The sequence below is a fragment of the Pseudomonas umsongensis genome (assembly GCF_002236105.1).
Classification (GTDB): Bacteria; Pseudomonadota; Gammaproteobacteria; order Pseudomonadales; family Pseudomonadaceae; genus Aquipseudomonas; species Aquipseudomonas umsongensis.
Genome location: NZ_NIWU01000005.1, coordinates 161,695 through 174,698, shown reverse-complemented (window position 1 = coordinate 174,698; position 13,004 = coordinate 161,695). Strand labels below are relative to the sequence as shown.

At 59.1% G+C, this 13,004-nt stretch carries 13 protein-coding genes and 1 tRNA gene; 7 read left to right on the top strand and 7 right to left on the bottom strand.

Going from position 1 to position 13,004, the window contains the following annotated elements:
* The first annotated feature begins 5 nt into the window (after positions 1 to 5).
* Positions 6 to 956 carry an alpha-E domain-containing protein gene (locus PSUM_RS22990; RefSeq protein ID WP_020796116.1) on the top strand — a complete coding sequence of 317 codons (951 nt, stop codon included), beginning with the start codon at positions 6 to 8 and terminating at the stop codon, positions 954 to 956.
* The gene (locus PSUM_RS22985) at positions 953 to 1,762 is read left to right on the top strand and encodes a transglutaminase family protein (protein ID WP_020796115.1); all 810 of its coding nucleotides are present in this window, start codon (positions 953 to 955) and stop codon (positions 1,760 to 1,762) included. The genes PSUM_RS22990 and PSUM_RS22985 overlap by 4 nt, the downstream gene beginning before the upstream one ends.
* Positions 1,763 to 1,890: 128 nt before the next feature.
* On the opposite strand, the gene PSUM_RS22980 is transcribed toward PSUM_RS22985, so the two are convergent.
* Together PSUM_RS22980 and PSUM_RS31880 are read right to left on the bottom strand one after the other, a co-directional pair.
* Positions 1,891 to 2,712, bottom strand: coding sequence for a c-type cytochrome (locus PSUM_RS22980; protein ID WP_020796114.1), 822 nt, complete (start codon positions 2,710 to 2,712; stop codon positions 1,891 to 1,893).
* Between the two features lie 75 nt (positions 2,713 to 2,787).
* Entirely contained in the window at positions 2,788 to 3,033 is a 246-nt protein-coding gene (locus PSUM_RS31880; RefSeq protein ID WP_162276359.1) for a hypothetical protein, read from the bottom strand.
* A gap of 285 nt (positions 3,034 to 3,318) precedes the next feature.
* Here PSUM_RS31880 and PSUM_RS22975 point away from each other — a divergent pair, with 285 nt between their 5' ends.
* From PSUM_RS22975 to PSUM_RS22965, 3 genes are all read left to right on the top strand, one after another.
* The gene (locus tag PSUM_RS22975; protein WP_020796112.1) at positions 3,319 to 4,524 is read left to right on the top strand and encodes an acetyl-CoA C-acetyltransferase; all 1,206 of its coding nucleotides are present in this window, start codon (positions 3,319 to 3,321) and stop codon (positions 4,522 to 4,524) included.
* Positions 4,525 to 4,548: 24 nt separating this feature from the next.
* The gene (locus tag PSUM_RS22970; RefSeq protein WP_083349595.1) at positions 4,549 to 6,693 is read left to right on the top strand and encodes a 3-hydroxyacyl-CoA dehydrogenase NAD-binding domain-containing protein; all 2,145 of its coding nucleotides are present in this window, start codon (positions 4,549 to 4,551) and stop codon (positions 6,691 to 6,693) included.
* 94 nt (positions 6,694 to 6,787) lie between these two features.
* Positions 6,788 to 7,510, top strand: a complete 723-nt coding sequence (locus tag PSUM_RS22965) for an amidotransferase (RefSeq protein ID WP_020796110.1) — start codon at positions 6,788 to 6,790, stop codon at positions 7,508 to 7,510.
* 118 nt (positions 7,511 to 7,628) lie between these two features.
* Here the strand turns inward: PSUM_RS22965 and PSUM_RS22960 are convergent, their stop codons facing one another.
* From PSUM_RS22960 to PSUM_RS22950, 3 genes are all read right to left on the bottom strand, one after another.
* On the bottom strand, positions 7,629 to 8,600 hold the full coding sequence (locus PSUM_RS22960) for a magnesium and cobalt transport protein CorA (RefSeq protein WP_083349594.1): 972 nt from the start codon (positions 8,598 to 8,600) through the stop codon (positions 7,629 to 7,631).
* Between the two features lie 169 nt (positions 8,601 to 8,769).
* A complete protein-coding gene (locus PSUM_RS22955) occupies positions 8,770 to 9,492 on the bottom strand; it encodes a lysophospholipid acyltransferase family protein (RefSeq protein ID WP_020796108.1) in 723 nt (240 codons plus the stop codon).
* 213 nt (positions 9,493 to 9,705) lie between these two features.
* Entirely contained in the window at positions 9,706 to 10,395 is a 690-nt protein-coding gene (locus PSUM_RS22950; RefSeq protein WP_033045540.1) for a crotonase/enoyl-CoA hydratase family protein, read from the bottom strand.
* Between the two features lie 64 nt (positions 10,396 to 10,459).
* Here PSUM_RS22950 and PSUM_RS32390 point away from each other — a divergent pair, with 64 nt between their 5' ends.
* Both PSUM_RS32390 and PSUM_RS22945 read left to right on the top strand, forming a co-directional pair.
* Positions 10,460 to 10,582, top strand: coding sequence for a hypothetical protein (locus PSUM_RS32390; RefSeq protein WP_269458348.1), 123 nt, complete (start codon positions 10,460 to 10,462; stop codon positions 10,580 to 10,582).
* A gap of 121 nt (positions 10,583 to 10,703) precedes the next feature.
* Positions 10,704 to 10,793: transfer RNA gene (locus tag PSUM_RS22945), tRNA-Ser, on the top strand.
* An 80-nt stretch (positions 10,794 to 10,873) separates the two neighbouring features.
* Here PSUM_RS22945 and PSUM_RS22940 read toward each other — a convergent pair.
* Both PSUM_RS22940 and phaC read right to left on the bottom strand, forming a co-directional pair.
* Complete coding sequence (locus tag PSUM_RS22940) at positions 10,874 to 11,140, bottom strand: hypothetical protein (RefSeq protein ID WP_033040196.1); 267 nt, start codon at positions 11,138 to 11,140, stop codon at positions 10,874 to 10,876.
* A gap of 149 nt (positions 11,141 to 11,289) precedes the next feature.
* On the bottom strand, positions 11,290 to 12,993 hold the full coding sequence (gene phaC / locus PSUM_RS22935; RefSeq protein WP_033040193.1) for a class I poly(R)-hydroxyalkanoic acid synthase: 1,704 nt from the start codon (positions 12,991 to 12,993) through the stop codon (positions 11,290 to 11,292).
* Positions 12,994 to 13,004: the final 11 nt, after the last annotated feature.

Here is a 13,004-nt window from a genome sequence, read left to right as displayed (position 1 = left end):
CTGACATGTTAAGTAGAACTGCCTCGGATTTGTATTGGATGTCGCGTTACCTGGAGCGGGCGGAAAACCTCGCGCGGATGCTCGACATCAGTTATTCGCTGTCGCTGATGCCCCAGGATGGCCGTGGGAACGGCCTGCACGAGTTGGCCATGCCGTTGCTGATTACCGGCACGCTGGATGATTATCTCGAACGCCACGGCGAGCTGCATGCCGAAAGGTTGTTGCATTTCTTTGCCCTGGACGCGGCCAACCCGGCCAGCATCTACAGTTGCCTCGGGGCCGCACGGGCCAGTGCCCACGCGGTACGTGGCCGCATCACCGCCGACATGTGGGAAAACATCAACGCCACTTGGCTGGAGATTCGCGGCATCGCCGAACAGGGCCTGGGCCGCTACGGCATGAGCCGTTTCTGCGAGTGGATCAAGGAACGTTCCCATCTGTTCCGTGGTGCGTCCTACGGCACCATCATGCGCAACGACGCGTTCCGTTTCATTCGCCTGGGGACATTCATCGAAAGGGCCGACAACACACTGCGCCTGCTCGATGCGCGCTACGAAATGGCCGGTGATCAGGCCGAAGCGGTCAGCGACGGCACGGCCCACGCCTATTACCAATGGAGTGCGTTGTTGCGGGCCCTGTCGTCTTTCGAGGCGTACACCGAGATCTACCGTGACGCCCCCGGCGCCCGGCATGTGGCCGAGTTGCTGCTGCTGCGGGCCGATGTTCCACGCTCTTTGCGCGCCTGCACCGAAGAAATCGATCTGATCCTGGCGCAACTGCCAGGGGCCAATGGCCGCCCGGCACAGCGCTTGGCTGCGGAGATGGACGCACGATTGCGCTATACCGGCATCAACGAAATCCTCGACGAAGGCCTGCATGCCTGGCTGACCGAGTTCATCCCGCTGGTGCGCCAGTTGGGTAATGCCATTCACAGTTCCTACCTGGAGGCTGCATGAGACTTTCCATAAGCCACGAGACCACCTATCACTACGAGGATCAGGTGCGGGCGAGCATCCAGTACCTGCGGCTGACGCCTCACGACAGCGAGCGCCAACACGTGCTCAGTTGGCAGCTCGATCTGCCGCGGCCGGTGCGCGCGCAACTGGATCCGTTCGGCAACATCCTGCACGTACTGACCATGGACGAACCCCACGCGGCCATCATCATCGGTGCCCGTGGCCAGGTCGACATCGACGAGTTGCGCGAAGCCGAGCACGAGAGCCAGTCGGCATTGCCGTTCTTGCGTTTCACCCGGCTGACCGAGGCCGACCAGGCGCTACGCGCGTTCGCCGACAAGGCGTGCAAGCAGCGCCGCGACCGAACGGCGCTGATCGACTTGATGCATGGCTTGAACCAGCACATGACCTACACGCCGGGCGCCACCGAAGTGGACACCAGCGCCGCCCAGGCTTTCGCCGGGCGTTCGGGTGTGTGCCAGGACCATACCCACGCGTTCCTCGCCTGCGCCCGCAGCCTGGGCGTGCCGGCGCGTTATGTGTCGGGTTACCTGTACAGCGAAAACAGCGAACACCTGGCCAGCCACGCCTGGGCCGAAGCCTGGCTCGATGACGCCTGGTACAGCTTCGATGTGACCAATGAACTGGCCCGTCCTGAACGCCATTTGAAGCTCGCGGTAGGGCTCGATTACCTGGACGCCTGCCCGGTACGTGGCATGCGCCGCGGTGGTGGGTGTGAGCAGATGCATGCAAAAGTGTTCGTATCGCCGACGCCTGTGCCGGTGATTTCCGTACAACAGCAGTAATCAGCAACCGCTCATCCTGTAGGAGCGAGCATGCTCGCGAAGAACGCGAGATCACCGCGGGGTGTCAGGTTTCCAGCGTTATCGTTGACGACCATCGCGAGCAGGCTCGCTCCTACAGGGGGATGTGGTCAGGGCCTGACCTTGCGCCCGGCCATGTGCTGCAAATACCCCACCAACATCTGCAGATCCCCATCCGGCAACACCTCGGCCGAGAACCCCGGCATTTTCGCCTGCGGCCACTGGCGCAAACTCTGCGGGTCGCGGATATAGCGCTGGAGGAAATCCGCGCCGAAGTACTCGGTCGGGTTGTACGGGATATTCAGGTCCGGGCCGAACTGCGAATCACCGGCACCGTTGAGTCGATGGCACGCCAGGCAGTTTTTCTGAAACAGCGCAAAGCCCTTGTTCACCGGATCGTCGGCCTTCAACGCAGGATCAGGCAGCAGGGCAGGGAAACGCGCGGCCACCGGTGCCATGCGCTTGATGCTGGCGACTTCGAACGGCCATTGTTCCGGGCTGATGTTGCCTGCACGCGGATCGGTCCAGACCAGGTAAAACGGCCCGGCGCTGTGTTTGCCTTCTGCCAGCGGCGGCCACGGCTGGGCCGGATCTTCGATCGCCAGCCAGGCACGCGCGCCTTGGGTATTGAGCAGCGGCGCCGCCGACAACTCGGCCGCAAAGCCGTCCAGCGCCACGGCTTGCAGGTGATCGTCAGGCTTGATGTCGGTCAATAGCGCAGCGAGCGGCACGGCGCGATAAGTCATGTCACGCTTGTAGGACACATCATTGCTGATACTGATGGTCTGGATCTGAGGATGCTTGAGCAACTCCTCGGATTGCCACGTGCGACTGTTCGCGCCCAGCTCAAGGTTCAGCTGTGCGGCATGAAGAGGCGTGCTGAGTAGCAGGGCCCCGAACACAATAAGCGTTTTCAAATGATCGCCATCCATGTCGTGCAAGTGCCGCAGAGGTTGGCACAGCCATACTGGCACGGGAAGCGAGCCAGTCACATTTTTACATGGCGATTAAAGACCTGCCGCCGTCTTTTCAAGATCGACTAACCGATCACCTTGGTCAGGTTTGGCAAAATCAACAATAGAGTGGTGGCGAAAAGAATGAGCCCGGCTTGACGAACTTTCGATTGTTTGAACATGGCTGACCGCCTTTTTTTTGTTATTTCCTGATGCCTGCCTGCCCATCTCCATGACGGCAAACGTTGCACTTCCTGTAGCACGAGCGTCTCGGCAAAACCCGACGACAACTTCGTACACCTTCACCTTAGAGCCCGCGTCACACTTGGTTTAGATCCATTTAGTATGGTGTTGTCACGGAATGCTATTAAAAAGGCATGAGGCCAATTGCCAGCTTCTTGAGCGGCCTTTTGCTAGACACCTGCGTGTGCTGAACCCCTTCACCGGGGGCGGGATGACCGTCCGTCTGAGCGTGTGGGTCAACGTTGATGAACGTTGCGGTCATTGAATGGCCGGCAGCTCGGAATAAGGTGGAGGCTCTCTGGAAGATCAGAAGATTGCAGCCCCATCAGGTTCGAGGACGCCATGACCCAAGCTTTGATTTTCGACGCGTTACGTACGCCCCGTGGCAAAGGCAAGCCCAGTGGCGCCTTGCACAGTGTCAAGCCGGTGAGCCTGGTGGCCGGCTTGCTCACGGCGCTGCAACAGCGAACCGACCTTGATACCAGCCAGGTCGACGACGTGGTACTCGGATGCGTGACGCCCATCGGCGACCAGGGCTCTGACATCGCCAAGACCGCGGTCCAGGTGGCGGAATGGGACGTCAGCGTGGCGGGCGTGCAGATCAACCGTTTCTGCGCCTCGGGGCTGGAGGCAGTGAACCTGGGGGCGATGAAAGTCCGTTCCGGTTTCGAAGACCTGGTGGTGGTCGGCGGCGTCGAGTCGATGTCACGCATCCCCATGGGCAGCGACGGCGGGGCGTGGGCGCTGGACCCGCAAACCAACCTGCACGGCCATTTCATTCCACAGGGCGTGAGCGCCGACCTGATCGCCACGCTTGAAGGTTTCAGCCGGCAGGACGTCGATGCCTACGCCTTGCACTCGCAACAAAAAGCCGCAAGGGCGAGGGCTGGCGGGGCGTTCAAAAACTCATTGGTGCCGGTGCAGGACCAGAACGGCATCATCCTGCTCGATCATGACGAGTTCATCCGCGCCGAATCGACCCTGGAAGGCCTTGGCAAACTCAAGCCGAGTTTCGAAATGATCGGGCAAATGGGGTTCGACGCCACTGCGCTGCGGGTTTTCAGCCAGGTGGAGCGGATCGATCATGTACACACCCCCGGCAACAGTTCCGGGATCGTCGACGGCGCAGCGTTGATGTTGATCGGCTCCGAAGCCATGGGCCAGGTCCTGGGCTTGCAGCCACGGGCGCGGATCGTCGCCACCGCAGTCACCAGCACCGATCCGACCCTGATGCTCACAGGTCCTGCGCCGGCCACCCGCAAGGCGTTGGCCAAGGCCGGGTTGCGGGTCGAAGACATTGATCTGTTCGAGGTCAACGAGGCGTTTGCCTCGGTGGTGTTGAAGTTCATCAGGGACATGGCCGTCGACCCGGAAAAAGTCAATGTCAACGGCGGCTCCATTGCCATGGGCCACCCGTTGGGCGCCACAGGCTGCGCCATTCTCGGCACGCTGCTCGATGAACTGGAAAGCCGGAGCCTGCGCTATGGCCTGGCGACTTTGTGTGTCGGCGGCGGCATGGGCATTGCCACCATCATCGAACGCCTCTGAGCCCCGATTGCAAGGAACCTGTATATGAGCCAAGCCATTCGCTACGAAAAAGGCCAGGACCGGATCGTCGTCCTGACCATCGACCTGCCGGGCCAGAGCGCCAACACCATGAATGCGCTTTACCGCGAAGCCATGGCCGACTGTGTCGCCCGCCTGCAGGCCGAAAAAAACAGCATCGCGGGTGTGATCATCACCTCGGCCAAGAAAACCTTCTTTGCCGGCGGCGATCTCAATGAGCTGATCAAGGTCGACAGGCCCCAGGCCACGGCTTTTTACAACAGGGTGCTGAGCCTCAAGAGCCAACTGCGCACCCTGGAAACCCTTGGTAAACCCGTGGTCGCCGCAATCAATGGCGCGGCGTTGGGTGGAGGCTGGGAAATCTGCCTGGCTTGCCATCACCGCATAGCGCTGGACGATCCTTCCCTGCAACTCGGCCTGCCGGAAGTGACCCTCGGTTTGCTGCCGGGGGGTGGCGGCGTGGTACGCATGGTGCGAATGCTGGGCATTGAAAAAGCCCTGCCGTACCTGCTCGAAGGCAAGAAATTAGCCCCGCAGAAGGCCTTGCAAGCGGGTTTGATCGATGACCTGGCGAGCGATCGCGAGGCGCTGCTGAACAAGGCACGCACTTGGATCAAGGCCAATCCGACGGCGGTCCAGCGCTGGGACGTGAAGGGCTTTCAGATTCCAGGTGGCACGCCGTCGAACCCGAAAGTCGCCCAGATGCTGGCGATTGCACCGTCTATCCTGCGCAGTAAAACCCAGGGTACGTTGCCCGCGCCGGAGAAAATCCTGTGTGCGGCGGTGGAGGGTGCCCAGGTGGATTTCGACACGGCGCAGCTGATTGAAACCCGCTACTTCACAGAGCTGGTCACCGGCCAGGTCGCGAAAAACCTGATTGGCACCTTCTGGTTCCAGCTCAACCAGATCAATGCCGGTGGTTCGCGTCCTGAAGGTTTCGTGCCTTATGTGACGAAAAAAGTCGGCGTGCTCGGCGCCGGGATGATGGGGGCGGGTATCGCTTTTGTCAGCGCGTCGGCCGGTGTCGACGTGGTGCTCAAGGACGTCAACCTGGCAGCGGCCGATAGGGGCAAGGCGCATTCAGCTGCGTTGCTGGACAAGAAAGTGGCGCGCCGGCAGATCAGCGTCGAGCACCGTCAAGCCGTGCTGGCGCGCATCCATACCACTGACAACGATGCCGATCTGGCGGGTTGCGACTTGATCATCGAAGCGGTATTCGAGGACCGTGAGCTGAAGGCCAAAGTCTCCTCGGCCGCGCAAAATGTGGTGGGCGCCGATGCACTGATCGCCTCCAACACCTCGACCCTGCCGATCAGTGGCCTCGCCACCGCGGTGGCGGACCCGAGCAAGTTCATTGGCCTGCATTTCTTCAGCCCCGTGGAAAAAATGCCATTGGTGGAAATCATCAAGGGCGCCCGCACCAGCGACGAAACCCTGGCCCGCGGGTTCGATTTCGTCCTGCAAATCCGCAAAACCCCTATCGTCGTCAACGACAGTCGGGGTTTCTTCACCTCTCGGGTGTTCGGCACGTTCACCAATGAAGGCATTGCCATGCTGGGTGAAGGCGTCTGCGCGGCGATGATCGAGACCGAGGCGCGCAAGGCTGGCATGCCAGTCGGACCTCTGGCGATCTCCGACGAAGTTTCCCTCAGCCTCATGAGCCATATCCGCCAGCAAACCGCCAAGGACCTGCAGGCAGAGGGCAAGGCGCTGGTCGAGCACCCGGCGTACGGCGTGATTGACTTGCTGCTCAGCGAGTACAAGCGTGCTGGCAAGGCCGCCGGGGGCGGGTTCTATGAATACCCGGCGGGCGGGCAAAAACAATTATGGCCAGAACTGAAAACCCGCTTTGAAAAGGCTGACAGGCAGATTTCGCCCAAGGATGTGCGCGATCGCCTGCTGTTTGTACAAGCCATCGAAACCGTGCGCTGTGTGGAGGAGGGTGTGCTGACGTCGACGGCGGATGCCAATATCGGCTCGATCTTCGGCATCGGTTTCGCTGCCTGGACCGGCGGTGCACTGCAGTTCATCAATCAGTACGGGGTCAAGGACTTCGTCGCCCGCGCCCAGTACCTGGCCGGGCAATACGGCGAGCGCTTTGCACCGCCGGCCCTGCTGCTGGAAAAAGCCGCCAAGGGCGAGGCGTTTTAGGGATCGGTGACACACTGCGGGGCTTGCCTTGTCACGGTGTTTCAAGGCAGGCTCTGGGGTGTGCATTATTCCCATCACGTGTCAGGTATTTTTTATGTCGTTACGCATCTGCATTCTGGAAACCGACAACCTGCGTCCGGAATTGGTCGACCAATATCAGGGCTACGGGCAGATGTTCAAACACCTGTTTTCGCAGCAACCCATCGCCGCTGAATTCACGATCTATAACGTGGTACAGGGTGAATATCCCAGCGATGACCAGACCTTCGATGCCTACCTGGTCACCGGCAGCAAAGCTGACTCCTTTGGCACCGATCCGTGGATCCAGACCCTCAAGGAGTACCTGCTGACCCGCTATGAGCGTGGCGACAAACTGTTGGGCGTGTGCTTCGGCCATCAGTTGCTGGCGCTGTTGCTGGGCGGCAAAAGCGAACGTGCAACGCAAGGCTGGGGCGTTGGCACGCATAAATACAAACTCGCTGCCAAGGCGCCTTGGATGAACCCGGTGAGGGAAGAGCTGACCCTGTTGATCAGCCACCAGGATCAGGTCACCTCGCTACCGGAAAACGCTACGGTGATCGCCTCCAGCGATTTCTGCCCGTTTGCCGCCTACCACATCAACGACCAGGTGCTGTGCTTCCAGGGGCATCCGGAATTCATCCACGACTATTCCCGGGCCTTGCTGGAAATTCGCCAGCAGGCGCTGGGGGAGCAGGTGTATTCCAAAGGAATCGCGAGCCTGGAAAGTGAACACCACGGCACCACGGTCGCCGAGTGGATGATGCGGTTTGTGGCGCACAAGCCAGAAACCGTTTAACACCGATCTCTTGTAGGAGCTGCCGAAGGCTGCGATCTTTTGATCTTGCATTATAAAAATCAAAAGATCGCAGCCTCGTTGCACTCGGCAGCTCCTACAAAAGAGCGCGAGCTCGCTCCTAAAGCCACCCCGACCTCTTGAAGCTCACCCACAACCCCACACACCCCACCGTGATGAACCCCAGAACCCCGAAATACCCGTAATGCCAGGTCAACTCCGGCATGTTCTGGAAGTTCATCCCGTAAATTCCCGCCACCGCCGTCGGGAACGCCAGGATCGCCGCCCACGCGGCAAACTTGCGCTGCACCACGCTCTGGCGAGAGGCCTCCAGCAACACCCCGACCTCAATGGTCTGGCTGGCAATGTCCGCCAGGGTCGTCAGGTCCTCCATCTGCCGCGTCACATGAATCTGCACGTCGCGAAAATACGGGCGCATGTTCTTGTCGATGAAGGGAAAGCTCAGTTTTTGCAGTTCCTCGCCAATTTCCACCATCGGCGCCGCGAACCGGCGCAAGCGCAACACATCGCGGCGTAGGCTGTGGAGTTTTTGAATGTCGTGCTCGTTCAGGGAGCCGCACATGACGTTGCGTTCCAGCTCATCGATTTGAGCATGAATGGCTTCGCCCATTGGCTGGTAGTTTTCAATGACAAAATCGAGAATGGCATAGAGTACGAAATCTTCCCCATGCTCCAGCAACAATGGACGCGCCTCACAACGCTGACGCACATAGGCGTAGGACGCCGAATGGCCGTTGCGCGCGGTGATGATGTAGCCGTTGCCGGCAAAAATATGGGTCTCAATGAACTTGAGCTTGCCTTCTTCCATGATGGGCGAATACGTAACGATGAACAGCGCATCGCCAAAGGTTTCCAGCTTCGGACGGCTGTGTTTTTCCAGGGCGTCTTCAATGGCCAGTTCATGCAGGTTGAACTGGCGTTGCAGGTTGTACAGTTCCTCGGCGTTCGGCTCTTCAAGGCCGATCCAGACAAAGTGCCCCGGCTTTGCAGCCCAGGCTGCGCCTTCGTCGAGGGTGATGTTGGTGACTTTTTTACCAGCGCTGTAAACCGCAGCAGCAACAACTCTACCCATGATGTTGATTCACTTCTTCTTGGCAGCTTTCTATGGCAAATGGCCGTGGCAGGCAGCGTTCAGCTTAGCCTTGTCTGCTATCGAGAGTCAGTGAAATCTTGTAGGAGCCAGGCTTGCCGGCGAAGGCGCCCGCCCATTCGATGGATTTGTCTGCGGTCGTACTGCATTTTCAAGCGGCTTGCAGCTGCCGATCCATCGAATCGATGCATTCGCGCATCTGCTCGCGGCACTGGGCCATTAACATCGGCATGTCATCCAGGCTCAATCCCGCGGTCGGAATGGCCGGCAAGGAACGGATCAGAATTTTCCCACTGCGCCAGCGGTTCAATCGCATGTGCTTGACGTAACTGCTGACACACACCGGTACGATGGGCACCCCGGCCGCGATGGCCATCTGGAAGGCGCCTTTTTTGAACGGCAACAGCTCTTCGCCCAGGTTGCGCGTGCCTTCCGGGAAAACCCAGATCGAAGTGTCTTCGTTTTGCAGGGTATGGGTGGTGGTCAACATCGACTGACGCGCCTTCTGCGCATTGCCACGGTCGATCAGCACATTGCCGGCCAGCCAGAACAACTGCCCGAACAAGGGCACCCATTTCAGGCTCTTTTTGCCGATGCATACCGTACGGCGGGGCACCACATTGCCAAACACGAACAAATCATAGTTGGACTGGTGGTTGGCAATGATCACGCAACTGTCGGGTTTGTCCATCAACGGCCCGACGTCGGCTTTTACCCGCAGTCGCAGAATGCACATTGCTGGCCACGCATAGAGGCGCGCGCACAGGCGACTGTTGTCCGGATTGAACGGGCGACACAGGCCAAGCACGACGCCCAGCACGCCCGCCACAATAAAGTGCAGGCCCATCAAAGACATACGTAAAGCGAACAGCATTTGCAGGCCCCACCGGGACAAAAGGTGGCGCAGTGTACGGATGTGCACTGTTTTCGGCAATTGCCACTATGGAGGCGGGAGATAGGCGATGTTTGAGCGCATGTTTCCGACTGATGGGTCAGACGCGCTCTAGAGCGGTTGCAGGCTTTTCAACGTGGCGCGTACGAAAAGCCCGACACGACCGTCGGGCTTTTCGTTGCTGCAGGTTGGGGCTTAACCCATATGCTCCTGATCCAGCATGATTGCGTTGTCCAGGGTTTCCAGCAGTGCCTTGCGTACTTTTAGCTTGGTGTTCTTGTGGGCGGTCATGTTGATCTTCTTCAACTGACGAGCCGCTGTCAGTGCTGCACCTTGCAGCTCCTCGGCCGACACCACCACGTCAAGGAAACCGGCATCCACCGCAGACTGCGGATTGAACATCTCAGCGTTGATCACCGAACGGTGGAACGCCGATTTGCGCAGGCGATCACGGGCCAGCTCGATACCGGCGTGGTGCATGGTCATGCCGATCTGTACTTCATTCAGGCCAATGCTGAACGGACCGTCGACACCGATGCGATAGTCGGCGGACAGCAGCAGAAACGCGCCCTTGGCCACGGCATGCCCAGGGCAAGCCACAATCACCGGGAAAGGGTGCGACAACAGGCGACGGGCGAGCGTCGAGCCGGCAGTCACCAGCGCCATGGCTTCTTTAGGGCCGGACGTCATCACTTTCAGATCGTACCCGCCCGACAGAATCCCTGGCTGACCGGTAATGATCACCACCGCGCGATCAGTCACCGCCTGATCCAGCGCAGCGTTGAACGCCGCAATCACGTCCGGAGAGATGGCATTGACCTTGCCGTTGCTCAAGGTCAGGGTCGCGATACCGTCTTCGAGGTGGTAGGAAATCAACTCACTCATGACGCTAATCCTTTCAGTAAAGTAGGGCAGACGTTACTCACCGACACCCGCCAGGTAAAGCGCCGTGACTGACTCGCCAGTCACGCTCCAAGCCGTCGGCCAGCGTCCCCCGGCACGCCAGCCGCGCATCGCCAGCTATATAGAAGGGGATGCCAAGCCGGAGATTGGCCGGTTTGCCATTACCTAGGGCAACCAGAAACAGCTATGCGAGTTAAGCGCATGAAAATTCTGAAAAAAATGTTTGCCATCAGAAAAGCTTTCGACTACATTAGCGCGCCTCGACAGACAGAACTTGTTTGAAGAGATACGGTGAAGTGTCCGAGTGGCTTAAGGAGCACGCCTGGAAAGTGTGTATACAGGAAACTGTATCGAGAGTTCGAATCTCTCCTTCACCGCCACATTTATACGAAAAAGCCCTGATTATTCAGGGCTTTTTCGTTTCTGCGTTTCTGAAAAAAATCCCAGCCCGCGACAATGCTTACCCTGGCATCGCCCAGGACTGCAGCGTGTAACCCCCCTGGCTCAACTCGGCGCGCACTTCTTGCAGCAGGCTTTCCAGCTGCGCCGGGTCGGAATAGGTGCTGCTTGGAATCTGTTTGCGACAAATTCGAGTGGCGGCCCGGTCGATGACGGTCAGGCTCAGGTCGCCATTACCGTCTTGCGGAGCCCAGGCGACGCATTGAAAGGGTTCGAATGCTCGACCTGCAATCAAGAGTGCTTCGTTGATGCGGAACGGGGTGCTCATGGAGCCTCTCTCCTTGTACCCAAACAAATGAAGTGCCGCCGGTTGGGCTTACCGGCGGCTATCTATTGCGTTTGCGTGATTTGATCTTCGTCTGTGCGATCAAGCTGCTGTGTTGCAGGCAGTGTTGCGCAGCGCTCCACAGCAGTATTTCATTGCTTTACAAAGCTGCCTGGCGCCGGCTCCAGAGGCGGGTATTGGTCATTGCCGATGTGCGCAACCGCGGGTTGACGCTCGCCTGAGTGCCCCGCCAGCCAGTTGAACCAGTCATTCCACCAGCTACCTTGTTGCTGCTCGGCATTCTTGAACCAGGTCTCGGGGTTTTTAGTCACCCGATTGTTGGTCCAGTAATGACGCTTCTGCTTGGCCGGCGGATTGACGACGCCGGCGATGTGCCCGGAAGCACCCAGTACGAAACGCTTGGGCCCGGAAAGCAGGTGGGTGCTGGCGTAGGCGCTCTTCCACGGCACGATGTGATCGTCATGGGTGGCGAGGATGTAGGCGGGCGCGTCGATTGCACGAAAATCCAGCTTGGTCCCGCAGCACTCCAGCTCGCCTGACTTCAAGTCGTTCTGCAGGTAGGTGTGGCGCAGGTACCAGCAGTACATCGGCCCTGGAAGGTTGGTGCTGTCGTTGTTCCAGAACAGCAGGTCCAGTGGAATCGGCTTTTGCCCCTTGAGGTATTTGTCGACGTTGTAGTTCCACCACAGTTCGTTGGGGCGCAGCAGGGAAAAGGTATTGCCCATGTCTTCGCCACGGAACAATCCGATAGGGCCGTCGACACCGCCAATGGTGCGCTCGCGGTAGGCCACCAGTTCTTCATCGACGAAGATGTCGATGGGACCGGTATCCAGGTAATCGAGGAACGTGGCGAACAGGCTCAGGCTGGCGATCTCGCGGTCGCCACGTGCAGCCAATACGGCCAGCGCCGTGCTCAACAGGGTGCCGCCTATGCAGAAACCCACGCAATTGAGGCGCTGTTGGCCACTGATCTCGCGGGTCACTTTCACGGCGTTTATCACGCCGTGCTCGATCAGGTCGTCCCAGGTGGTACCGGCGTGTTCCTGGTCAAAGTTGCGCCAGGAGACCAGGAATACGGGATGTCCCTTTTCCAGCAGGTGGCGGACCATCGAGTTGTCGGGGCGCAGATCAAGTATGTAGTACTTGTTGATCGATGGAGGTACGACGAGCACCGGCTGCTGGTACTGGGTTTCGCTTTGCGGGTAGTACTGGATGAGTTGGAAGATGCGATTCTCGAAGACGACTTCGCCGGGGGTATTGGCCAGGTCGACTCCCACCTTGAAGGCGCCGCTATCGCACTGGCGCATTTTGCCTTCGTTCATGTCGCTGGCCAGATGCTGCATCCCTGTGATCAGGCTGGCACCTTGGGTCTCGACCGCACGCTGCAACGCATCAGGGTTGCTGGCCAGGAAATTGCTCGGTGCACTGGCGGCAATGGCTTGCTCCACCAGATAGCGCAGGCGTTGGCGTGCTTTCTTTTCGTCGATTCGCAGCTTGTCGAGCAGTTTCAGCAGGAAGCTGGAGTTGAGCAGGTAAAACGCAGCGAGGGAGCCGAACAGGGGGGCGCTCCAGTTGCCGCTGGTGAAGCGTCGATCATCAAAGCTGAAGGGCTGGCCGGTCAGCAGTTTCTGGCCGAGTTGAGCCCATTCAACCTGGTAGTCCGCTTGGAGGCTGTCCAGGGTCTCGCGAGGCAGATCGAACCAAGTGTCGTGGTCATGCCCGGAAAACCACGGATTGGTGCTCACCCACAGGCGCAATTGTTGCACTGCAAAAGAGGCGATGAACGGAACCTGTCCTGACCAGAAGGTTTTGAATGTATGCGCGTTGTTGTCCATAAAATTCATAC

What these genes read in the sequence shown, in the direction of transcription:
- PSUM_RS22990 (WP_020796116.1), top strand. Translation starts at nt 6, where the DNA reads ATGTTAAGTAGAACTGCCTCGGATTTGTATTGGATGTCGCGTTACCTG.
- PSUM_RS22985 (WP_020796115.1), top strand. Translation starts at nt 953, where the DNA reads ATGAGACTTTCCATAAGCCACGAGACCACCTATCACTACGAGGATCAG.
- PSUM_RS22980 (WP_020796114.1), bottom strand. Translation starts at nt 2,712, where the DNA reads ATGGATGGCGATCATTTGAAAACGCTTATTGTGTTCGGGGCCCTGCTA.
- PSUM_RS22975 (WP_020796112.1), top strand. Translation starts at nt 3,319, where the DNA reads ATGACCCAAGCTTTGATTTTCGACGCGTTACGTACGCCCCGTGGCAAA.
- PSUM_RS22970 (WP_083349595.1), top strand. Translation starts at nt 4,549, where the DNA reads ATGAGCCAAGCCATTCGCTACGAAAAAGGCCAGGACCGGATCGTCGTC.
- PSUM_RS22965 (WP_020796110.1), top strand. Translation starts at nt 6,788, where the DNA reads ATGTCGTTACGCATCTGCATTCTGGAAACCGACAACCTGCGTCCGGAA.
- PSUM_RS22960 (WP_083349594.1), bottom strand. Translation starts at nt 8,600, where the DNA reads ATGGGTAGAGTTGTTGCTGCTGCGGTTTACAGCGCTGGTAAAAAAGTC.
- PSUM_RS22955 (WP_020796108.1), bottom strand. Translation starts at nt 9,492, where the DNA reads ATGCTGTTCGCTTTACGTATGTCTTTGATGGGCCTGCACTTTATTGTG.
- PSUM_RS22950 (WP_033045540.1), bottom strand. Translation starts at nt 10,395, where the DNA reads ATGAGTGAGTTGATTTCCTACCACCTCGAAGACGGTATCGCGACCCTG.
- PSUM_RS22940 (WP_033040196.1), bottom strand. Translation starts at nt 11,140, where the DNA reads ATGAGCACCCCGTTCCGCATCAACGAAGCACTCTTGATTGCAGGTCGA.
- phaC (WP_033040193.1), bottom strand. Translation starts at nt 12,993, where the DNA reads ATGGACAACAACGCGCATACATTCAAAACCTTCTGGTCAGGACAGGTT.